General features: G+C 64.5%; 21 protein-coding genes. 9 read left to right on the forward strand and 12 right to left on the reverse strand.

Annotated features, from left to right (window positions below):
• Positions 1–199: 199 nt before the first annotated feature.
• The 3 genes from AAE027_RS38080 to mtgA all read right to left on the reverse strand — a co-directional run bounded on the left by AAE027_RS38080 (position 200) and on the right by mtgA (position 2,019).
• Complete coding sequence (locus AAE027_RS38080; protein ID WP_370990969.1) at positions 200–850, reverse strand: hypothetical protein; 651 nt, start codon at positions 848–850, stop codon at positions 200–202.
• Positions 851–992: 142 nt separating this feature from the next.
• The gene (rpmF, locus tag AAE027_RS38085; RefSeq protein WP_007598106.1) at positions 993–1,175 is read right to left on the reverse strand and encodes a 50S ribosomal protein L32; all 183 of its coding nucleotides are present in this window, start codon (positions 1,173–1,175) and stop codon (positions 993–995) included.
• Between the two features lie 169 nt (positions 1,176–1,344).
• Complete coding sequence (gene mtgA, locus AAE027_RS38090; RefSeq protein ID WP_370990987.1) at positions 1,345–2,019, reverse strand: monofunctional biosynthetic peptidoglycan transglycosylase; 675 nt, start codon at positions 2,017–2,019, stop codon at positions 1,345–1,347.
• 160 nt (positions 2,020–2,179) lie between these two features.
• Between mtgA and AAE027_RS38095 the strand changes: the two genes are divergently transcribed.
• The gene (locus AAE027_RS38095) at positions 2,180–3,103 is read left to right on the forward strand and encodes a polyprenyl synthetase family protein (protein WP_370990970.1); all 924 of its coding nucleotides are present in this window, start codon (positions 2,180–2,182) and stop codon (positions 3,101–3,103) included.
• A gap of 173 nt (positions 3,104–3,276) precedes the next feature.
• Positions 3,277–3,960 carry a DUF1345 domain-containing protein gene (locus tag AAE027_RS38100; protein WP_091896586.1) on the forward strand — a complete coding sequence of 228 codons (684 nt, stop codon included), beginning with the start codon at positions 3,277–3,279 and terminating at the stop codon, positions 3,958–3,960.
• A gap of 158 nt (positions 3,961–4,118) precedes the next feature.
• Here AAE027_RS38100 and AAE027_RS38105 read toward each other — a convergent pair whose 3' ends face one another.
• Positions 4,119–5,936 carry a caspase family protein gene (locus tag AAE027_RS38105; protein ID WP_370990971.1) on the reverse strand — a complete coding sequence of 606 codons (1,818 nt, stop codon included), beginning with the start codon at positions 5,934–5,936 and terminating at the stop codon, positions 4,119–4,121.
• Positions 5,937–6,105: 169 nt separating this feature from the next.
• Positions 6,106–6,534, reverse strand: a complete 429-nt coding sequence (locus AAE027_RS38110; protein ID WP_370990972.1) for a GFA family protein — start codon at positions 6,532–6,534, stop codon at positions 6,106–6,108.
• Positions 6,535–6,628: 94 nt separating this feature from the next.
• Here AAE027_RS38110 and AAE027_RS38115 point away from each other — a divergent pair, with 94 nt between their 5' ends.
• From AAE027_RS38115 to AAE027_RS38125, 3 genes are all read left to right on the forward strand, one after another.
• A complete protein-coding gene (locus AAE027_RS38115) occupies positions 6,629–7,003 on the forward strand; it encodes a nuclear transport factor 2 family protein (RefSeq protein WP_370990973.1) in 375 nt (124 codons plus the stop codon).
• Positions 7,004–7,226: 223 nt separating this feature from the next.
• A complete protein-coding gene (gene bla, locus AAE027_RS38120; RefSeq protein ID WP_370990974.1) occupies positions 7,227–8,084 on the forward strand; it encodes a class A beta-lactamase in 858 nt (285 codons plus the stop codon).
• Positions 8,085–8,132: 48 nt separating this feature from the next.
• Positions 8,133–9,740, forward strand: a complete 1,608-nt coding sequence (locus AAE027_RS38125) for a Na+/H+ antiporter (protein WP_370990975.1) — start codon at positions 8,133–8,135, stop codon at positions 9,738–9,740.
• Between the two features lie 27 nt (positions 9,741–9,767).
• On the opposite strand, the gene AAE027_RS38130 is transcribed toward AAE027_RS38125, so the two are convergent.
• Positions 9,768–10,580 carry an N-acetylmuramoyl-L-alanine amidase gene (locus AAE027_RS38130; protein ID WP_370990976.1) on the reverse strand — a complete coding sequence of 271 codons (813 nt, stop codon included), beginning with the start codon at positions 10,578–10,580 and terminating at the stop codon, positions 9,768–9,770.
• A 254-nt stretch (positions 10,581–10,834) separates the two neighbouring features.
• Here AAE027_RS38130 and AAE027_RS38135 point away from each other — a divergent pair, with 254 nt between their 5' ends.
• Entirely contained in the window at positions 10,835–11,824 is a 990-nt protein-coding gene (locus AAE027_RS38135) for a hypothetical protein (RefSeq protein WP_370990977.1), read from the forward strand.
• A 26-nt stretch (positions 11,825–11,850) separates the two neighbouring features.
• Here AAE027_RS38135 and AAE027_RS38140 read toward each other — a convergent pair whose 3' ends face one another.
• From AAE027_RS38140 to AAE027_RS38155, 4 genes are all read right to left on the reverse strand, one after another.
• Positions 11,851–12,747, reverse strand: coding sequence for a TauD/TfdA dioxygenase family protein (locus AAE027_RS38140; protein WP_370990978.1), 897 nt, complete (start codon positions 12,745–12,747; stop codon positions 11,851–11,853).
• A gap of 261 nt (positions 12,748–13,008) precedes the next feature.
• Positions 13,009–14,292, reverse strand: coding sequence for a flavodoxin-dependent (E)-4-hydroxy-3-methylbut-2-enyl-diphosphate synthase (gene ispG, locus AAE027_RS38145; protein WP_370990979.1), 1,284 nt, complete (start codon positions 14,290–14,292; stop codon positions 13,009–13,011).
• Positions 14,293–14,304: 12 nt separating this feature from the next.
• Entirely contained in the window at positions 14,305–15,258 is a 954-nt protein-coding gene (locus AAE027_RS38150) for a DMT family transporter (protein ID WP_370990980.1), read from the reverse strand.
• 35 nt (positions 15,259–15,293) lie between these two features.
• A complete protein-coding gene (locus tag AAE027_RS38155; protein WP_128930768.1) occupies positions 15,294–15,788 on the reverse strand; it encodes a Fur family transcriptional regulator in 495 nt (164 codons plus the stop codon).
• Between the two features lie 156 nt (positions 15,789–15,944).
• On the opposite strand from AAE027_RS38155, the gene AAE027_RS38160 reads away from it, so the two are divergent.
• The 3 genes from AAE027_RS38160 to AAE027_RS38170 are packed head-to-tail and all read left to right on the forward strand — an operon-like array spanning position 15,945 to position 19,150.
• Complete coding sequence (locus tag AAE027_RS38160) at positions 15,945–16,427, forward strand: MarR family winged helix-turn-helix transcriptional regulator (protein WP_091896610.1); 483 nt, start codon at positions 15,945–15,947, stop codon at positions 16,425–16,427.
• Positions 16,420–17,589, forward strand: a complete 1,170-nt coding sequence (locus tag AAE027_RS38165; RefSeq protein ID WP_370990981.1) for an HlyD family secretion protein — start codon at positions 16,420–16,422, stop codon at positions 17,587–17,589. The genes AAE027_RS38160 and AAE027_RS38165 overlap by 8 nt, the downstream gene beginning before the upstream one ends.
• A gap of 4 nt (positions 17,590–17,593) precedes the next feature.
• The gene (locus tag AAE027_RS38170; protein ID WP_091896559.1) at positions 17,594–19,150 is read left to right on the forward strand and encodes an MDR family MFS transporter; all 1,557 of its coding nucleotides are present in this window, start codon (positions 17,594–17,596) and stop codon (positions 19,148–19,150) included.
• Between the two features lie 178 nt (positions 19,151–19,328).
• Here AAE027_RS38170 and AAE027_RS38175 read toward each other — a convergent pair whose 3' ends face one another.
• Together AAE027_RS38175 and AAE027_RS38180 are read right to left on the reverse strand one after the other, a co-directional pair.
• Positions 19,329–20,420 (reverse strand): phosphotransferase, encoded by a 1,092-nt coding sequence (locus AAE027_RS38175; RefSeq protein WP_370990982.1) that lies wholly within the window; start codon positions 20,418–20,420, stop codon positions 19,329–19,331.
• A gap of 49 nt (positions 20,421–20,469) precedes the next feature.
• A complete protein-coding gene (locus tag AAE027_RS38180) occupies positions 20,470–22,158 on the reverse strand; it encodes a methyl-accepting chemotaxis protein (protein ID WP_370990983.1) in 1,689 nt (562 codons plus the stop codon).
• Positions 22,159–22,178 lie beyond the last annotated feature (20 nt).

Consider the following 22,178-nt stretch of genomic DNA (forward strand, 5'->3'; position numbering starts at 1 on the left):
TCAGAACCGCCCGTTCGCACATCCTGGCAGATTTTACAGACACAAGAGGTCGGATCGCTCTCGCGATCCGGGTGAGGGGTACAGGTCTCACAGCTATCTCATCCGTGGAGAGAGGCCCCTCACCCCAACCCTCTCCCCGTAAGAACGGGGCGAGGGAGCACACAGCCGCCGCGGTGAGATGCAGGCGAATCCAGAGAAATCAGCGCGGTGGCGCGTCCGGCGAGGACGGCGTGCCGTTGCCCGGCTGAAGCTGCGGCGAGGGGATTTCCGGCGAGGGCGCGCCCTGCACCGGCTTGGGCGCCGGATGATCCATCAGCACGGATTCGGCGACGGATTGCGCCGACGGTGCGGGCGGCACCGCCGGTGCCGGCTGCGGCGCAATCACCGGCTCGAACTTGCGCTCGGACGCCACATCCTCCTCCGGCGCTTCCTGGCGCTTGGCCTTGCGTGGCGTCGCCACCGTCGTCTCGGCGACATAGGTGACGCGACGGCGCGTGCGCTGGGCGATGCCGCCGAGGAAGTCGGCCATCGCGAGCAGCACCAGCAGGAAATAGGTGGAGTTGCCGAATTTGGGCCACATCACGAATTCGGCGGCGGCCGCGCCGAACACGATCAGCGACAGCAGGTGATCCATCAGGAATTTCGAGCCGGGCCGCGCGCCCTTGACCACCTCGAGCAGCAGCAGCACCACGCCGAGCGCGAGCAGGAGGTCGGCAAGCGTGACCGGCCAGGTCTCGCCCGACACCATCGGCACCTTGAACAGCACGTCCGTAAAGGACACCGTCGGCATCAGGAAGGCGATGATGTTGTAGACCGCGAGCGGAATCAGGAGCAGCGGGAAACCGACCATCGGCAAAATGCCTTCTCGATCAAGATATCCGGACAGGACAATGCGGCGGCGAAGCATTTGCTCCGCCGCCGTCACCGTCTATCTCATGGGTTGGCCGAAATCAGGCGGGCCCAATCATCCCGCCTGAAGAAAGATCCTGCCTTCAGGACTCTTTCTTCTTCAGGACCTGGCGGCCCTTGTACATGCCGGTCTTGAGGTCGAGATGGTGCGGACGACGGAGCTCGCCGGAGTCCTTGTCTTCCACATAGGTCGGCTTCTTGATGGCGTCTGCCGAGCGGCGCATGCCACGGCGCGACGGCGAGGTTTTTCTTCTCGGAACGGCCATTTCAATATCCTCTAGGGATTGGTGTCATCAGGGCATCGTCCGTGAAAGGACGGCTCAGCACCCGCAATACGAGGCGAGCTGAATGCCGATCAAGGCCGCGCTTATAGAGGAAGGCTGGCCGTAAAGCTAGGCTCTTGGGCCGGAAAATACGCCCGAAATGGGCCCGAAATCAGCGATTTTCGCGCCAGCAGGTCGCAAGCGAGCTCGCCTGCCCCCGCGCCATATAGGTCGCCGCCAGCCGCCTGACACCGGGTCCGGGGGTCCGGGCACTGCGTTTGACCGGATTGGGCAGGGTCGAGGCCAGAAGGGCGGCTTCCCGGGGGGAGAGGCTGGCAGCCGACTTGCCGAAGGCATAGAGGCTGGCCGCTTCGACGCCAAACTGCCCCTGTGGACCGAGCTCTGCGATGTTGAGGTAAATCTCCAGGATCCGCGACTTGGGCAGGACGAGGTCGATCCACAGCGCCAGCGGGAATTCCAGCGCCTTGCGGACGAAGTCCCGCCCCTGCCAGAGGAACAGGTTTTTTGCGACCTGCTGGGTGATGGTGGAGGCGCCCCGGAACGGCGTACCGTCCTCCTGGGCATCATCGATCGCCTCACGCAGCGCACCCCAGTCGATGCCGTGATGCTTGCAGAAATGCGCGTCCTCGGCTGCCACCACCGACCGCGCCAGATAGGGCGACATCGCCGCCAGATCGATCCATTGCCGCTGCATCGGCGCGCCCCGAAGCGAACGCCAGGCCATCAGCGTCGAAACCGGATGGCCGGTCCGGTAAAACGGCGCGATCACATAGGGCGCGAGAGCCACGACCGCGAGCACGACCAGCAGGATCTTGACGATGCGCAAATCGACCTTTCCGGCGCAAAATGAAACGCGGCCACGGGCTGGGCCATTAAGTCTGTGATAATTCGGGCCTTTTCCAGCACTTTTTAGGCCTTCCAAACGATTGACTGAGGCGGGCGCATAAAGGATTGTCCGCCGAATTTTAGTTCTGGAGCCCTTCTTGATGACCGGCACGTCCCCGTCCGATTTCGCCAAGCGTCTGGACAAGACCGCTGATGACACCGAGGCCCTGCTCAGGCGCCTGCTGTCGGACGACATCCTGCACGACGAGATCGCCCGGCCCAAGCGACTGATGGACGCAATGCGCTATTCGAGCCTGAACGGCGGCAAGCGTCTTCGGCCGTTCCTTGTGGTCGAGAGCGCGACCGTGTTCGGCGTTCCGCGCGAAGCAGCACTGCTCGTGGGCGCCGCGCTCGAATGCATTCACTGCTATTCGCTGATCCATGACGATCTGCCGGCCATGGACAATTCGGACCTGCGCCGCGGCCGCCCCACCCTGCACAAGCAGACCGACGACGCCACCGCGATCCTCGCCGGCGACGGCCTGTTGACGCTCGCCTTCGACATCGTCACTCGCGACGAGATCCATCGCGACGCCAATGTGCGGCTGCTCTTGACGCGCGCGCTGGCGCGCTGCGCCGGCATCGGCGGCATGGTCGGCGGCCAGATCCTCGATCTCGCCGGCGAAGGCCGCTTCGGCGGCAACGAACCGATCGATGTCGCCCGTATTCAGCAGATGAAGACCGGCGCACTGCTGCGCTATGGCTGTATCGCCGGCGCGATCCTCGGCCAGGCCTCGCAGAAAGAATACCAGGCGCTCGACGATTACGGCCGTGCGCTCGGCGAAGCCTTCCAGATCGCGGACGACCTGCTCGACGTCGAAGGCGATGCGGCTGCGCTCGGCAAGCCGTCGGGCCAGGACGCCGCGCTTGGCAAGACCACCTTCGTCACCCAGCTCGGCATCGAGGGCGCCAAGCAGCGCGTGCGCGACCTGCTCGCGCGCGCCGACAGCGCCGTGTCGATCTTCGGCGACCGCGCCGCCGTGCTGCAAGCCGCGGCGCGATTCGTCGCCGAACGGAAGAACTGACGTTGGATTTTCACCTCTCCCGCTTGCGGGAGAGGTCGCGCCGAAGGCGCGGGTGAGGGCTCTCTCCTCTCTGGAGGTTCTCGCTTGTGGAGACACCCTCTCCCCAACCCTCCCCCGCAAGCGGGGGAGGGAGCGCACCAGCGATGTCGCTCAGGACTTACCGGACGATCTGCATGCAAAAAGAAGATCCCGTCCTCGTCCGCTTCCGCCAGATGTCGCGGCCGATGCGGCTGCTTTATGCGCGGCCGCGAACGTTCATCGCACTCGCTGTCGGCGTCCTCGTCTGCCTGCTGCTGCCAGGCACGCACCGGCTGGTGACGCGGCTCTTGTTCGGCTGGGACGCGCTGATCGCGGTCTATCTCGTGCTGGTCTATGCGATGATGCTGTGCAACGACCACCAGCACATCCGTCGCGCCGCCGCGATGCAGGACGACGGCCGCTTCGTCATCCTGCTAGTGACTGCGACCGGCGCCTTCGCCAGCATCGCGGCGATCGTCTCCGAGCTCGGCACGTCGCATCGCGGCGTCCTGGAGCTGACGATCGCGATCACCACGATCGCGCTGTCATGGGCTGCCGTGCACACGACCTTCGCGCTGCATTACGCGCATGATTATTATCGGCACGGCACGGCAGGAGGCCTTCAGTTTCCGAGCGGCGACAAGGAAGACCACGCCGATTATTGGGATTTCGTCTATTTCTCGTTCGTGATCGGCATGACCGCGCAGGTCTCCGACGTCGGCATCACCGACAAGACCATCCGCCGCACGGCGACCGCGCACGGCATCGTGTCCTTCATCTACAACACGGCGTTGCTGGCGCTGACGGTGAACATCGCGGCAAGCGCAATTGCGACCTGAACTCACTCCGGCGAGTCGTCCTGGCGAAAGCCAGGACCCATTACCCCAGGGAGAAGTTGCTGCGCTGAGTTGCCAACCACAAGTCTTCGCAAAACCAAGGCCGGTGGTAATAGGTCCTGGCTTTCGCCAGGACGACCCATGTGGGGACACCGCGATCCCTAGTAACAGACCTCGGCATTGGCGTCGTTGCCGGGGCCGCCGCCGCCGCGATATTCGAGACGGCAGCCGCGATGGACCGGACGGCAGCCACCGCTATTGCAGTAGACCTGCCCGCCACCCGTCGCGCGGCCGGCGCCAGCGGCAGCAGCAACGCCGGCAGCGGCACCATAACCGCCCGCTGCGCCGGCGGACTGACGACGCTGCCGTGCGGGACGCTCATCGCCGTCGTCGCGCTTGGCAGTTACACGCTTGGCCGTTGCGGGCTTGGCGGCACGCTGCTTCTCGCACTCATTGTCGTCATTGACCGCATAGCCCTCACGACAAACGATCTTCGTGCATTTGTCGCCGTCGGCCTTGAAGCCGTGCTCACAGACCAGCGGGCAGACGCGCGATGGTTTCGACTTGACCGCATCGAGCGCATCGGTGCTCGCCACCTTCACGTCGAGCTTGGTGCCGGCATAACGGTTGAACTGAGACAGCGACCGCTGCGACGACGCATTCCAATTGCCGTCGGCCTGCCCGGAGAAGCAGCCGACGCGGCCGAGCTCGGTCTGCACCGAGCGACTGAGATCGGCCGGCGTAGTCGCAGGCGTCAGCGCGGCGACGTTGGTGCCGGCCGGACCGGCCGTGCTGGCCGGCGCTGCGCCCGGTGCCGCAGCGGCGAGGTTGACGCGCTGCTGCTCAGCCGCGGCGGCCTGCTGCTGCGCTTGCTCCTTCGTTTTCTGGGCAGCAAGCTGCGCCTGTTCGGCGGCTTTGGCATCGGCCGCAGCCTTGGCCTGCGCATCCTTCTGGGCGCCGAGCGCGGCAAGCCGATCGCGCTCGGCCTCGGCCTGCTTCGCCTTCGCGATCGCCGCCGAATGGGCCTGCTCGGCGCCGATCTTCTCGAGCTGAAGCTTGGCAAGGCTCGCATAGAAACCGTCGGGATGCTGGGCGAGGAAGGCATCCCACGCCGCCCTGTTGCCGACCTGGAGCGCGAGCTCGTAATCGCGGCGGATATCGGCCTGCGGGTTTGCCGCAGGCGCGGGGGCCGCAGCCGTCATCTTCACCGGCACCAGCGGAACATCCTCGCCGCCGAGCGAGCCATAGACGAACGGCTCCTGCTTGTTGCCGGTCGACTTGAGCACGTCGTCGCGCACGAAGCCGAAGGCGCGACGGACGTCGAGGCCCGGCGTCGTCAGATGCTTCGACAGTGCGACCGTGAACGGGCTGTTGGCGCCGTCACCGTCCTGCGCCGTGAAACCGGCCTTGGCCGAATAGGCGATCAGCGTGTTGGGGCTGGTCGGCTCGACCTGGGCGAGGCCGCGGCCGATGCCGCGCGAGGCAATCGTGCGCTTCATCCTCTTGCCGAACGGATTGTCGCGGCAGGCATCCAGGATCACCAGGCGGAGCTGCTTTGCGGGCTCGACCGCGACCAGGATGCGATCGAGCGAAAGCGCCTCGTCGTAGACGTCGGTATCGCGCTCGAGCTTGGCGTCGACGGGGATCAGATAGTTGGAGCCTTCGACCTCGATGCCGTGGCCGGCATAGTAGACCACGGCGATGTCGGCATCGCGGGTTGCATCCGCGAAGTCGCGGAGCACCCGCCGCGTATCCAGCGCCGACAAATCGTGGCGGGAATCGACGACGTCGAAGCCGGCCTCCTTCAGCGTCTTCGCCATCACCGAACCGTCATTGACGGGATTGGCCAGCGACGGCGCATGCTGATAGGCCGAATTGGCGAGCACCAGCGCAACGCGCTTGCCGGCGAAAGCAGGTTGGGCGCCGAGCAGCAGCGCGAGGGCGAGGAGAAGCGGACACAGTCTGAGCAAATTGCGCATGACACGACTTCCGAAATTCGGGGCCGCTTGGGCCCTTTGGGACCGCTTTAGCAAGATCCACCGCGGGCGCTTGTGATGGAGGTCACGAAGGTACCAACGACAAGCGGAAAGGCCACTTTTGTTTGTCGCACCAGAGGGATCGCGGGTTCGCGGGGAAGATCGGGTTCCCTCAGACAACCCCGATGTGCTCCCGATATTGCGGCAGATTGTCCGTGATTTCGTGCCAGGGCGCCTTCGAGCCCACGAAAATGTGGGCGCTCGGCCGGATCGAGGGGGTATCGAGCAGGGTTCCCATGGCGACATGGACCCATTCTCCTCCACGCACCCGGGAATAGAGCAGCGAGCCGCATCGGGCGCAGTGCGCGTCATGAGTGGTGTCGTCGCCGAAAATGATCCGCTGGTCGCCGCCGCTGACGATGCGGAGCTGGTCCTGGGCGATGCCCGCGAACGGCTTGAAGGCGGCGCCGGTGGTGCGGCGACAATTCGAGCAGTGGCAGTTCATCGCATAGGAGAACGCATCCGCCACCTCGAAGCGCACGGCGCGGCAATAGCATTCGCCGATCAGGATACGCGCGTTCGATTTCTCTGATGCGGTCATTTCAGCGTCCTCGCGCAATTGGCGACAGACACCCATAGCGCATTTTGATGCGCACGACTAAGTTCGCCCAAGCCATCATTCGAAGGGATGACCCATGAGCCCAAATCGTTCAACTGTCGAAGCCGTCGTGCAATCCTATTTTGACGGCCTCTATGAGGGCGACGCCGAAAAGCTCGGCGCCATCTTCCATCCCTCCGCCGACCTGCGCTGGGTCGAGAAGGGCGAATTGCAGGTGCTGACCGTGCCCGATTGGCTCGACCGCGTGCGCAAGCGCCCCTCCGGCAAGGCCGAAGGCAAGCCGCGCGAGGATTTCATCGTCACCATCGACCGTTCGGACGACAAGACCGCCTTCATCAAGGTCCGGTGCCAATTGCCGCCGCGCTATTTCACCGACTATTTGGTGGCGATGAAGCTCGCCGACGGCTGGCAGATCGTGTCGAAGTCGTACCGGTACGACCTGAGGGAGTGAGGGAGTCTCTCGACCCTCCGCTGCCCGAATTCGGACTCGCTCTCTTCTATTCTCCGTCAGTGCGGGGCCAACTCTCGCCACACGTCATTGCGAGGAGCCCTTGCGACGAAGCAATCCAGCATCCCTCCGCAGAGAGATTCGGGATTGCTTCGCTGCGCTCGCAATGACGGTGCGGATGAAGCATAGGCTACATCTCCCTACCACACTCGCCCGAAAGTCCCCCATGCTGCTCGACCGTCGCTCCCTGCTCGCCTCATTGTGCTGGATGGCCGCTTCTCCCGCACTTGCCGCGGATGCACCGCCTGAGCTCGAAACATACGAACGCGAGAGCGGCGGGCGAATCGGGGTCTATGCAGAAAACCTCCCGACCGGCGCAAAACTCGCCTGGCGCGCCGACGAGCGGTTCGTCATGTGCTCGACATTCAAGGCCTCGCTCGCGGCCTGTGTGCTGGCGCGGGTCGATCGCGGCGAGGAGCACCTTGCGGCCATGATTCCTTACGGCCATGCCGACCTCTTGGAGTACGCGCCGGTCGCCAAGCAAAATCTCGCGGCCGGCGCAATGTCGGTCACTGAGATGTGCAAGGCGATCGTCGAGCTCAGCGACAACACCTGCGCCAATCTGCTGCTGGCGCGGATCGGCGGGCCGGCCGCGCTCACCGCGTTCTGGCGATCGATCGGCGATACCACCTCGCGGCTCGACCACAACGAGCCCGAGCTCAACCGCTCTCGGCCGGGCGATCCCCGGGACACCACGACACCGGCGGCGATGGCCGGAAACCTGCGCCGCCTGGTGCTGGGGGAAGCATTGTCACCGACCTCGCGCGCGCAGCTCACCGAATGGATGGTGAACTGCAAGACCGGCGCAAATCGGCTGCGCGGTGGCCTGCCGGCAGGCTGGAAGATCGGCGACAAGACCGGCAACAACGGCAAGGACGCATCGGGCGATATCGCGGTGGTGTGGCCGAGGCCGGATGCCCCGATCCTGATCGCGGCCTATACCCAGGGCGGCACGCCGAGCGCCGCACAGATCGCGGCGGCGTTCGCGCGGATCGGGCGGATGGTGGCGGAGCGATTGGCGTAAGCCGCGCGCATTGACGCAGCAGCCGCTTCCGGGTCAAGACAGACCGTCATGGAAGCGAAGTTTCAGACCTTTCTCATCCTGCTGGCCGTGCTGGCAGGCGTGGCGCTGGCCGCACGCCGCTTCAACATCGCGCCCGCCATCCTGCTGATGCTGGCCGGCGTCGGTCTCGCCTTCGTGCCTGGCATGCCATCGGTGGAACTGCCGCCCGAGCTGGTGCTGCTGCTGGTGCTGCCACCGCTGATCTACTCGGCAAGCGTCGCCATGAGCTGGCGCGAGTTCAAGAAGAATTTGCGCCCGATCGTGCTGCTCGCAGTCGGCGCGGTGATCTTCACTGCAGCCATGGTAGCGGCCGCCACGCATTACATGATCGGCCTGCCGTGGACCATCGGCTTCCTGCTGGGGGCCATCGTCGCGCCGCCCGACGTGGTGGCGCCGCTCGCGATCGCGCGCCGGCTGCACATGCCGCGCCGGATCCTGGTCGTGCTCGAGGGCGAAGGGCTCGCCAACGACGCCACCGCGCTGATCCTCTACCGCTTTGCGCTCGCCGCGATCATGGTCGGGCATTTCTCGCTGCCATTGGCGGCCGGCGAATTCCTTCTCATCATCGCCGGCGAGATCGCCTTTGGCATCGGAGTGGGGTGGCTTTCCCTGCGTTTCCGCAAATGGTCGGGTGATCCGCAGGTCGAGCTCACGCTGTCGCTGATCACGCCTTACGTCTCCTACTGGCTGCCCGAGCATGTCGGCGGCTCCGGAGTGATCGCAACGGTCGCCTGCGGTCTCTATGTGAGTTGGAACGGTCCGCTGCTGATTTCTTCCGCGACGCGCCTGCAGGGCATCTTCTTCTGGGACCTCGTGATCTATTTGATCGAGGGCCTCTTGTTCCTGCTCACCGGCTTCCAGATGCGCGCGCTTTACGAAAAGTCGAAGGCCTTTCCGCTCGACGACATCCTGATCGCGACCGCCGTGGTTCTGGTGATCGTCGTGATCGCGCGCTTCGCCTGGCTCTATCCCGCGACCTATCTGCCGCGGATGCTCAGCAAATCGCTGCGCGAGCGCGATCCGTCGCCGCCCTGGCAATGGGCGTTCACGCTCGCCTTCACCGGCGTGCGCGGCGCGGTGTCGCTGGCGGCGGCACTGGCGCTGCCGTTCACGCTTCCGAACGGCGAAGCATTTCCGTACCGTGACCTGATTCTGTTCGTCGCCTTCGGCGTCATCTTCATCACGCTGATCGGCGTCGGCCTGACGCTGCCGCCAGTGGTGCGCTGGCTCGGCATTGCCGAGGCCGGCCGCAATGAGCATGTCAGCGAGCACGAGGCCGAGATCGCAGCACGCCGCCAGGCGCTTGACGCCGCGCTGAAGTCGCTCGACGCGCTGACCGCGGAGAAGGAAGTATCGGACGAAGTGATGCGGCTCCTTCGCGCCCGCCACGAGATCCGCATCAACCAGCTTCCCGATTCGCTCGATCCCACCCACCACGACGTCTCCGCCGCCGGCATCGCACTGACCCGGGAGCTGATCGTCGCCGAGCGCAAATTCATCCACGACCTCTTGCGCGACGGTCAGATCACCGACGAGACGCGGCGGCGGATCGAGCGGGATCTCGATCTGGAGGAGGCGAGTTTGGCAAACAGGGAGTATCGGGGCGCGCCGCTGTAGCTTCCGTCATTGAAGCAGCGAAGCAATCTACCGCCGCTCGCAAAACTCCCTCATCGCGGCCGCAACGGCCCCCGCAACCGCATCCTGCCGTTCCGACGAATTCATCTCCATCTCCTCGTCGCGATTGATGATCGAGCCGGCCTCGAGCAGCACCGCGGCGCTTCTCGTCCGCGAGAGCACGACGAGCCCGTCGTAGCGGTAGACGCCGACGTCCTTGTCCAGCAGCTGGTGCCGGTAGCGGCCCATCACCGGAAGGGTGTATTGCCTCGCATAGTGCAGGCCCTGCTCCTTCAACTGCCTGCCGATCATCCGGGCCAGCAACAGGCTGGTGGCGAAGTGCGGATTCTGGTGCGACACGAACAGCGAATGTCCCGAAAAGCGGTCGCTGAAATAGCTGGTGGCGCCGTCGAATTCCCAGCTCTCGAGCAGCTTGTCCGGCACCGAATCGTGATGGACCGAGAGGAACAGATCGGCCCGGCCGTCATTCGCGACACTGACTCGCTTGAACAGGCTCGCCCTCGCCTTGCCATCCGTGACGAGCAGGCGAGTTGCGGCAAAGCCTTCTGACTTGAGTCTTGCCGCGATGAGACTTGCGAGACGGAAGTTGAAGCCGAACTCCGGATCATTGCGCGCGCTCAACGCGCCGTAGGAGTCCGGGGTGTGCCCGACATCCACGACGATCCGGAATTTCGGCATCTCGCATTTGGCCGGCGGCGACGGCTTCGGCCTGGATCTCGCGATCTTTCGCGCGGCAACAGCCTCGCCCGCGTCGACAAGTGCGAGCGGCGACAGCAGGATCGATGCGACGAGCCCGGCGATGATGCTGCGCGATTGCCCCAAGCTCTACTCCGCTGCCGCGATCCGCGGGCGACCGACGAAGCCCGCGACATCGCCGAAACGTTCCAGCATCACGGCGGGCAGGTCTTTGGTCTTGCTGGTGACGCCGGCGGGCAAGCTTCGCGCAGCTCAAACGAACGGTCAATAGACTGCGAATAGTCACTTCCGTGGCACCCTTGCGGCCTGCAAGAGCAATTGATCGATCGACGCTCAAGTTGTATCATTTCCTTATTTCATTCTTAGATTTGGAGGATCAATTGCCCGATACCCCGCCGCATGACCCTGATCCGCCCCCTGCTGTCGCTCCCCCGCCAACGGGCGGCACGGGCTTTTGGCGGATTGTTCGCACCATAGGGAAGCTCGCCCTGGGCAGCGTCATTATCGTCGCTGCCTTGTTTCTCGCGCGATACGCCTACGACAGTTTCAACGCACCGAGCTCGGACAGGACGAGAGTCGCGCAACTTTACTCGGACGTCAGCATCGCCGCGATACAGGAATGGCAGCTTGCCCGCGCTGACCACGAGATGATCGCCGCGGCGGTCGCCTCCTGCTCGAACATACAGGATCTCGATGCCCAACCGGATTTCATTCGGGCTGCGCTAAGGCTGGACACGCTGCCCAACGGCAGCCGCGGCTACTTTCCTTCCAAAGAACGACAAAGCAGCGGCACGCTGACGCTGTCGAACTACCAGCGCGCCGTCATATATCTGAGCGATTCGATCACCCGCAGCAGAGTCGAATCGGCCACCGCCGCGAACCTGAACTATTCGAGCATGTTCTGGTTTCAGCTTGCGATCGTCGGGATCGGTGCGATCACCACAATCTTGATCAGCATCAAATCCATTGCACCGACGGGCGATTCCCCCACGACGAACAACTTGTCGCTCTGGGTTGGCATCCTCGCCATAATATTCTCTTCGTTGGGCACGGCGACCTCCGCGCTGAACTCCTTCTACGGTCCTCGGGAATCATATCTAAAGAGCGAGCGCTCACTGGCGGGACTTCGTCAACTTCATTCAGACATCGCGGCGAAGATCGCGAGCACGACTTTGCAACCACCGGACAAGTGTCCAAAGTTCGACCCGAAGGACAAAGACGACACGTACGGCAAGCAGGTGCAGGATTGGGCCACCAAACTCGGCACCATACTCAATGCTGCCGATTCCGGAAGCACATCATCGCAAAACACCAGCGGCACCTCCAATGCGGCGTTGCCCAAGGGAGCATCCATGACACCACCTAACTGATGCCGAAGCTCTCCTCGCGGCGGCGCTTACACCGGCCGCTCCCCCTTCACCGTCACTCGCGTGCCCGAACGCGTGTGCGGCCAGTAGTCCCACATCGCGCGGTGCTGGGTGCAGCGGTTGTCCCAGAACGCGATGGCATTCTCGGTCCAGCGGAAGCGGCACTGGAACAGCGGGTTCTCGGCGTGCTGGTAGAGATAAGCGAGCATCGCGTCGCTCTCGTCGCGCGGGATGCCGTTGATGTGGCGGGTGAAGCCACGGTTGACGTAGAGCGCCTTCCTGTCCGTGACCGGATGCGTGCGCACCACCGGGTGCTCGGCATGTGGGTAGGAGGGGCGGTCGGCGACGCCGTAATTGGCGTAGAGGCCGCGATAGATCGGCTCGCCGTCATGCAGCGCGGTGAGCCCGTCGAGATAGGCCTTCATGCGATCAGAGAGGGCGTCATAGGCCGCGTACATGTTGGCGAATAGCGTGTCGCCACCGCGCGGCGGACATTGCTTGATGTAGAGGATCGAGCCCATCGGCGGCTCGAGATCGCAGGACACATCCGAATGCCAGCCCTCGCCATTGGCGCGCGGCGAGTTCTTGTCGGCATAGATCTTCATCAGCGCCGGGTCTTCGTCCTCGTGCGGTGCGGCCGGATGAAAATGCAGCTCGCCGAACTTGCGGCCGAAGGCGAGATGCTGTTGTGGCGTGATGTGCTGATCGCGGAAGAAGATCACGAGGTTTTCGGCGAGCGCGCGGTGGATTTCGTACATCTGCCGGTTGGAGCGGCTATCGCCATCGACGAGCCTGCCGATGTCGACGCCGGAGATTTCCGCGCCGATAATGGGCGTGAGCTTTTCGACCGCGATGGTCTCGTAGGGAGCACCGTCTTCCGCCGTATGGCGATAGCGCGGACCTTGCTTGCCGGCGAGTGAGCTCATGGCGTGTCTCCCGATCGTTTTGATTGAGAGCATGGTAGCGCGCGGTGACGGATGTGCAATCTGCACCGCAAACATGGCCGTCGTCCCGGACAAGCGTAAGCGCAGATCCGGGACCCATAACCACAGGGTTAGGTTTGGCGAAGACTCGGAGTGACGACCTGCCATAACCACAGACTCTGTGGTTATGGGTCCCGGATCTGCGCGCGCTTGAGGCGCGCTTGTCCGGGACGACGGAGGTGTGTGGGGCGAGAGTAGAGAAAACTACTCCGCCACCGTCACCGGCACCTTGGCGCCCTGGCCGTAGCGCTGGTCAATGTAGTCGATCACGAGCGCCTTGAAGTCGGCGGAGATCGTGGGCCCGCGCAAGGTGCGAAACTTCTTGCCGTCGACGAACACCGGCGCGGCCGGCGCTTCGCCGGTGCCGGGAAGCGAGATGCCGATATTGGCGTGCTTGGATTCGCCGGGGCCGTTGACGATGCAGCCCATCACCGCGACGTTGAGCTCTTCCACGCCGGGATATTTCGTCTTCCAGGTCGGCATCTCGTCGCGGATGAAATCCTGGATCGAGCGGGCCAGTTCCTGGAACGTGGTCGAGGTGGTGCGGCCGCAACCGGGACAGGCCGCGACCAGCGGCACGAAGGTGCGGAAGCCCATGGTCTGGAGCAGCTCCTGGCCGACCTGCACCTCACGGGTACGGTCGCCGCCGGGCTCCGGCGTCAGCGAGATGCGGATGGTGTCGCCGATGCCCTGCTGCAGCAGGATGCCGAGCGCGGCCGAGGACGCCACGATGCCCTTCGAGCCCATGCCGGCCTCGGTCAGACCGAGATGGATGGCGTAGTCGGAACGGCTGGCGAGATCCTGGTAGACCGCGATCAGATCCTGCACCGCCGAGACCTTGGCGGACAGGATGATGCGATTCTTCGGCATGCCGAGCTCTTCGGCGCGCGCGGCCGACAAGAGCGCCGACTGCACCATAGCCTCGCGCGTCACCGCGCGCACGTCGCGCGGATTGGCCGAGGCCGCGTTCTCATCCATCAGCTTGGTGAGGAGTTCCTGGTCGAGCGAGCCCCAATTGGCGCCGATGCGCACCGGCTTGTTGTTCTTGTTCGCGATCTCGATGATGTCGGCGAACTGGGTGTCGCGCTTGTCCTTGAAGCCGACATTGCCGGGATTGATGCGGTATTTGGCGAGCGCCTCGGCGCAAGCCGGGTAGGCCGCGAGCAGCTTGTGGCCGATATAGTGGAAGTCGCCGATCAAGGGCGTGGTGATGCCGCGCTTGGCGAGGCCGTCGCGGATGTGTGGAACGGCGGCAGCGGCTTCCTCGCGGTCCACGGTGATGCGAACCATTTCGGAGCCGGCGCGCGCGAGCGCTGCGACCTGGGCGATGGTGCCGTCGACGTCGGCGGTGTCGGTGTTGGTCATCGACTGCACGACGATCGGTGCGCCGCCGCCCACTGAGACGTCGCCGACCTTGACCTGGGTGGTCCGGTGCCGGGGCGCGGGGCCTGCGAGATCGGAATCGATGGTGTTTTCGAGCTTGTTCATGGGGTCCAAATATCAGGTTTTGGTGACGTTCAGCAATGCATCACGCGGCGCCGCAGCCGCTTGGCTCGGACGGTTAACCAGAAAAAGCCCAGCAATTACAAGGACCGCGGCGGCCCCGAATGTCAGGCTTAGGGTGTCGTGCATGATGAAATAGCTACCGACCACGCCAAACAAAGGGGTGATGAAGGTAAAAGCCGACAATTTGCTGGCCGAATAAGCCTTCACCAGCGCGAACCAAAGCGTGAACGTGGTTCCCACCACCCAGATCGCCTGGAAGGCCATGAGAGCGAGGGATAGTGGCGCCGGCGTGTGCGTGATGGATTCGCCGAACAGCCAGGCTGCCAGCCCCAGGATCGGGATCGAGGTCGCGACCTGGTAGCCCAGCGCCTTCTCGGGCGCGGCGAAGCGCAGCCGCGTGCCCTTGGCGACCAGCGTGGTCGCCGCCCACAACGCCGCGCCGCCGACGATCATGAGGTCGCCGAGCAACACCTTGGCATCGACATCCGGCTGCGGCACGCCGATGGCGAGCGCGACGCCGGCAAAGCTCACGGCGAGCCCCAGCCATTGCGTACCGCCGAGCCGCTCGCCGAGCACCTGGTAGGAGCCGAGCGCGACGAAGAACGGGGCGGTGTAGAGGAACACGACCGCGCGCGACGCCGGCGTGAAGCGCAGGCCCTGGAAGATCAGAACGAACTCGATGCCGAACATCAGTCCGGCGATGAGGCCCGGCTTCCAGGTACCGTCACGTTCGAAGAAATTGACGCCACGCAGGGTGCCGATGATGAACAGCACCGGCAGCGCGCCCATCGAGCGGATCGTGGCCTGGAGCATCGGCGGGATGTCCGGCAGCACCAGCTTCACCGCGATCTGGTTGAACCCCCAAGTCAGGCACAGCATCAGCATCAGGGCGATGGCGCCGGCACTGAGGGGACGTGCGGCGGATGGTATGGCTTGTGGCGAGGACATCTCTTCCCGAATACCGGCTTTGTGCCGTTGTTGCTTTAAGCAGCTTTCTGACAATGGGTGCAGACGCCCGTGATCTCCACCACGGACAATTTGGGGGCGAAGCCTGAGCTGCGCGCGGCGGCATTGAGATCCTTGGCGAAGGAGGCCGACGGGATCTCGCCGACCAGGCCGCAGCGCTCGCAGATCAGGAACGCGACGGCCGAGGTCGCGTCGTGGTCGTGGGCGGCGCAGGCGAGATAGGCATTGCGGCTCTCGATGCGATGCACGAGGCCGTTGGCCATCAAGAAATCAAGAGCACGATAGACCGTGATCGGCGCCGGTCGCGCCATCGACTTGGCGAGTTCGTCGATCACCTCATAGGCGCCGAGCGGACGGTGGCTGGAGAGCAGCGCCCCGAGCACCTGACGGCGTATCGGCGTGAATTTCTGCGCGCGCTGCTCGCAGACCTGTTCGGCATGCGCCAGCGCATCCGCAGTGCAGCGGCCGTGATCGTGGTCAGGCGCGGGGAATGCCGGCTTTGCGAGGGTCATGCGGCCCATCTTCTAGCATTTCGGCGAGGGAACCCAAAGCGCGACCGCCATTGCGGCTGTCAGCCATGCTTTCGCTGCGGGACAGCGTCGCATCAACCCTCCTGGAATAATCATAAGCTTGCTTATTATATTGCAGGCTCATTGGAGACGAAGCTCATGACCCGCGGGTCTGTCGACCAGAACTTCCTGTTCACGCTCGCCGAGCTCTATCGCCTGCTGCGCGTCTATGCCGACAAGGAGGCGTCGCGCTTCGGCATCACCCGCGCGCAATGGGCGGTGCTGGCCAAGGTGGAGCGCAGCGAGGGCATGAAGCAGTCGGAGCTCGCCGAGCTCCTGGAGGTGCAGCCGATCACGCTGACGCGCCTGATCGACAAGCTCTGCGACAATGATTGGATCGAACGCCGCAGCGACGCCTCGGACCGCCGGGTCAAGCGCCTGTACCTGAAGAAGGCGGGCCGGCAGCTGCTCGGCCGGATGAGCGGGCTCCGGTCCGAAATCACCGCCAACGCGCTCGACGGCATCGCCCCGGCCGATGCGCACCGCCTCCTCACCCAACTCGAAACAATCAAGGAAAACGTGCGGAACGCGACCCAGACCAGCGGCGCGGAGCAAGCGCGTAGGGAGCAGCGCTATGGCTGATCAGGTTCTCAAGTTCCAGCCCGAGCAGAAGAGCGACAGCGGCAAGCCGACGAAGAAAGCCGGCAGCGACCCCCGCCGCCGCCTGGTGGCGGGCCTGCGCCGCTATCGCCGTTTCCTGCTTCTGGTCGTCCTGCCTGTCATCGTCGCCATCGGCGGCATCACCTTTTATCTGCATGGCGGCCGCTATGTCGGCACCGATGACGCCTATGTCGGCGCGCAGAAGGTGCTGGTGACGCCCGACATCTCCGGCAAGATCCAGAAGGTCGTGGTGAAAGAAGGTCAAGTCGTCAAGCAAGGCGACGAGCTGTTCGAGATCGACCCGGTTCCCTTCCGTCACGCGGTGGATGAAGCCAAGGCGCAGCTCGCACAGGCCCGCACGACCTACGACAACCTCGTTGCCAACATCAAGATCTATGGCGACATGCTCAACCTCGCCCAGCAGGGCGTCGATCTCAAGCAGCGCGACGTCGAGCGCAAGCAGGCGCTGGTGAAGAACAATTACGGCTCCCAGCTCGATCTCGACAACGCGGCGAATGCGTTGGTCACCGCGGGCGCGCAGGCGCAATTCATCAAGCAGCAGCTCTCCAACGCCAAGACGCAATTGCTCGGCGATCCCGCGTTGCCGCTGGAGCAGTTCCCGCCTTACGCGCAATCAAAAGCCAAGCTGGACGACGCCCAGCGCAACCTCGACCACACCGTGCTGCGCGCGCCGATGGACGGCGTGGCGACGCAGGTCGAGCAGATTCAGCTCGGCCGCTACGTTGCCGCCGGCGCGCCTGTGTTCTCCATCATCGACGTCGCTCATCCCTGGGTCGACGCCAACCCGAAGGAGAGCGACCTCACCTACGTCACCGAAGGACAGCCGGTCACGCTCGAGGTCGACGCGTTCCCGAACCACGTCTTCAAGGGCAAGATCGGCTCGCTCTCGCCCGGCACCGGCGCGCAATTCGCGATCCTGCCGCCGCAGAACGCCACCGGCAATTTCGTCAAGGTGGTGCAGCGCGTGCCTGTCAGGATCTATTTCGACGAGACCGACAAATACGTGCGGAAGCTGAAGGCCGGCATGAGCGTCTACGCCACCATTGACACCGGCCACCGGCGCTCACTCGCCGGCCTGTTTGGCCTGTCGGCGACCGCGGGCCAAGACCACGACAAGGACTGATCCGATGTCCGGTCCCCACGCCAACCTGATGGTCCCCGGCCTGCGCCGGAACATGGTGACGATCTGCGCCATGACCGCGACCATCATGCAGGCGTTGGACACCACCATCGCCAATGTCGCTTTGCCCTATATGCAAGGCACGCTCTCGGCCTCGCAGGACCAGATCAACTGGGTGCTGACCTCCTACATCGTCGCCGCCGCGATCATGACGGCGCCGGTGGGCTGGATCGCCAACCGCTTCGGCCGCAAGCGCATCTTCATCATCTGCTCGGCCGGCTTCACCATGGCGTCGGTGCTGTGCGGCCTCGCGCAGGACATCAACCAGATGGTGCTGTTCCGCCTGCTGCAAGGCGTGTTCGGCGCCGCCCTGGTGCCGCTGTCGCAATCGGTGATGCTCGACTATTACACGCTCCAGGAGCGCGCCAAGGCGATGTCGATCTGGGGCATGGGCGTGATGATGGGCCCGATCATGGGCCCGTCGCTGGGCGCTTGGCTGACCGAGACCTATTCCTGGCACTGGGTGTTCTTCGTCAACCTGCCGTTCGGCGCCATCACCGTGCTCGGGCTGATCGTCTTCATGGACGAGACCCGGAAGGATTTCAGCCTCAAATTCGACTGGTTCGGCTTCGCCGCGCTGGCGATCGCGATCGGCGCGCTTCAGCTCGCGCTCGACCGCGGCGAGCAGCTGGGCTGGCTGGAATCCAACGAGATCCTGGCGGAGTTCATCGTCTCCGCCATCGCCTTCTACTTCTTCCTCGCGCATTCCTTCACGACCTCAACGCCGTTCATCCGCTTCGCGCTGTTTCGGGATCGCAACTTCGTCACCGGCTGCGTGTTCATGATCGTGATGGGACTCGTGCTGTTCTCGACCATGGCGCTGGCCTCGCCCTACATGCAGAACGTGATCGGCTATCCCATCATCACCGCCGGCCTGCTGCTGGCGAGCCGCGGCTTGGGCACCTTTTTCGCCATGATGCTGGTCGGCCGCATGATGCGTTATTTCGAGGCGCGCACGCTGATCATCACAGGGCTGGCGCTGACTGCAGGCTCGCTGTTCCAGATGACCGGCTGGACCGACCTGACCCAGGTGCCTGAGATCGTCACCGTCAGCGTCATCCAGGGCTTCGGCTTCGGCCTCGTCTTCGTGCCGCTCTCGACCGTGGCGTTCCTGACGCTGTCGAACGATTTGCGCACCGACGGCACCGCGATGCTGACCCTGATGCGCAACGTCGCGAGCTCGGTCGGCATTTCCGTCGTCATCGCCGAGCTGACGCAGGGAACGCGGCGGACCTACGCGATCCTCTCCGAGCACATCAACCCGTTCAACCACGCGCTCCAGATGCCCAGCGTCAGCGGCATGATCAATCTCTCCACCGACGCCGGCCGCGCCATGGCCGACAGAATGGTCAGCGTGCAGGCGCAGATCATCGCCTTCGCGCACGATTACCAGCTGGTGATGGTCTTCATCCTCTGCACCATCCCGCTCGCTTTGCTGATCGGCTCGACCAAGGCCACACTGCGCAAGCAGGCCGCAGGGCCGGAGCACGCGGTGATGGAGTAGGTACGTCGTCGTCCCGGCGAAGGCCGGGACCCATAACCACCAGATTGAGTTTGGCGAAGACTCGGAGTTGGCAGCTCACGCTACAACCTCTGCCTGGGAGTATGGGTCCCGGCCTTCGCCGGGACGACACCGAGAAGGTTGAGCCGTCATCGCGCCTCACGAGGGAGCGGCGCACCGCCTACCCCAACAACTCCTCGCACCCCAGATCCTCGACCGCCATCATGATCCGCTCCAGATGGTGCCACCAGATCACCGGCGGGATGTTGATGGCCCATTGCCAGACCGGCTTAGTGATGTGCCAGAGCACCGACAAGCGGTAGTCACGATCGAGCGCGCCGCGCGTGTATCCGGTGACGCCGCTTGCGAGCAATGTCTCGTGGTAGAGATTGAGCAGGGGCCGCTCGAGCGCCTGCCGGCGCTCCGGAAACCAATGAAGCGCCATCATGTAAGCGAGGTCGTTGGTCGGGACATTGACGCCCCACAGGTCGAAATCGAAGATGCGCACGGTGTCGGCAACGCCAGCGCGCGGCAGGAAAAAATTCCAGGTATGGGCATCGCCATGGGTGATGCTGAGGTTACGGCGCGAATGGTAGCGCTCGGATAGCCGGGCCGACTGGTCGATCAGGCGACGATAGAGGAGCCGGCGTTCTTCGCTGAGGCGATCGCCGAGCAGATCGGCGAACCGGTCGTAATGGCCGGCAAAGGTCTCCATGTACTGCGCGCTGTCTTCGGGGCTCGCCCAGGTGCCGATCGTGTCGCCGAGATCGGGATGGTCCCACCAGGCCGCATGCCAACGCGCGAGCGTGGTGACGATCGCGACTATTTGCTCGCGCGACGGCGGCAGTGGCCATTGGGTTGCGATCTCATGGCTATCGGTGAGGTCCTCGAGCAGGAGATGCCAGGTCCCGCCCGGCTCGTCGAAGCGTCCGTCGAAGCAGCGCGGCACCAAACCCCACGGCATGTTCGGTGCGAGCTTCGTATAGAAGGCCACCTCGTGCCGGCCGCCATCGGCGAGCGTCTTGGCAAAGTCGGCATGTGGCGTCTTGAGGATCAGCGATTGCGGCGCGCCGGCCGATTCGCCGACATAGCGCAGTCCAAGGCGGGCAATGTGCGACACCACGGTGTCACGCTGATGCAGCACCTTCACCTCGCGGACCGCGCCAGCGTCCAGCACGCCGCCTCTGCGTAGCGCGGCCGTCAGTCGGGCGGGCTCAATGACCGCCGGCAATTGTGGGGATGTCATAACCACGATGCCCCTGTCCCGCGCCATACTGCACGATCATAACCCCACACACCAGCGGCCGAGTTGATGCCGGGCGTCACGCCGCCGCGGTCGAGTCGCGCACGGTCCTGACCACCACCGACCGCAGCTGTTCGAGATTGGCCGCCATGCCGGCGATCGCCTGCCTGACCTCTGCGGCGCGCTCGTTCACCGCGGCGGCGTCGCGGCTGACATTGCCGATCTTGGCCGAGACCTCCTGTGCCGCGGACGCCGATTCGGAAATCGACCGCGTGATCTCCCGCGTCGCGGCATCCTGTTCTTCCATCGCGGCGGCAACCGAGGTCGCGACGCCGTCGATCTCGACGATGTGGCCTCCCATGGTCTCGACTGCATCGACCGCGGCCTGCGTCGAGGTCTGGATTTCGGCAATCAGCCGCCCGATCTCCTCGGTGGACTTGGCGGTCTGATCGGACAGCGATTTCACTTCGGCGGCGACCACCGCGAAGCCGCGGCCGGCCTCGCCGGCGCGCGCCGCCTCGATCGTGGCGTTGAGCGCGAGCAGGTTGGTCTGGCCGGCGATGCCGCCGATCAGATCGGAGACCTCGGCGATCTTCTTCACCGACCCGGCCAGCGCCTGAATGGTCGAGCGCGCCTGCTCGCGGCCGGCGACAGCAGATTTGGTAACGGTGCTGGTTCGCGCGACCTGGCTCGCGATCTCTCGGATCGAGGCGCTCAGCTCTTCGGCCGCAGCCGAGACGGTCTGCGAGCTGCCGAGAGCCTGGGTGGAGGCCGCGGCGACCGCCTGCGATTGCGCAGAGAGCGAACTTGCGATCTCGGACAGGCTGGTGGCGGCGCGCTCCACGCCATGCGTCGCCGCGCTCGCGGTGTCGACCGATCGGCCGGTCTCGCGTTCGACGGTCTCCGCCATCTGCTGCAGGGCGCCGCGCTTGGCGAGTGCGGCCTCCTGTTCCTGCCGCAACTGCTCCTCGCGCAGGCGGGAATTCTCGACCGCCGCCTGCTTGAACACCAGGAGTGCACCGGCCATCGAGCCGACCTCATCCCGGCGGTGCGCGAAAGGAATGTCGGCGGCGAGATCGCCGGTCGCGAGCTTCTGCATCGTGTCAGTCATGCGCACGATCGGGCGCACCACGCCGAGTGCAACGCCGAGCAGGCCCGCGGCAATAAAGGCGAGGACAGCGGCGGAGACGCCGAGGAGGATGTAGAGCATCGAGCTGTCGCGATCCGCGGCCAGCTTCTCCATGGCGGCATTCTGCCTGTTGGCGCTCTCGACGATGCTGTCGATGACGGTGCGATGCGCGGTGTAGGCGTCCTTGAGCTGCGCATAGGCGCGCTCGGAAGCGGCCGCGTCCTTGGCCTTGAGGGCCGGCAGGAGCTGGTCGGACGCCTTCCAGAATTTCTGCACCTCGGCATCGGATTTCGACACCAGCGCGGTCTTCAGATCAGCCGACAGGCTGGAGGAGACCCAGAATGCCTTGCGCTCGTCGTAGTCCTTGCGGAGCTGGATCAGGCGCTCGCCATGGGCCGCGAGCTGGTCCGGCTCGCGCATGGCGAGGGTGGCCTCGAGATAGGCTTCGATGACGTATTCCGGCGGCGGCAGGATGTCGGCGATGAGGTCGTTGCCGAGCTTGATGTCAGAATAGAGCGGGCCGCCGACCTTGAGCTCGCGTAGCGTATAGAGACTGGTGGAGACCACGGCCGTGAAACCGAGGGCCAGGACGATGCCGAATGCAATGATCGCAGAAGAAAGGGAAAGACGAATTTTCATGGAACAATCCAATGCTGCAC

This window comes from Bradyrhizobium sp. DN3 (assembly GCF_041357655.1).
Taxonomy (GTDB): Bacteria; Pseudomonadota; Alphaproteobacteria; order Rhizobiales; family Xanthobacteraceae; genus Bradyrhizobium.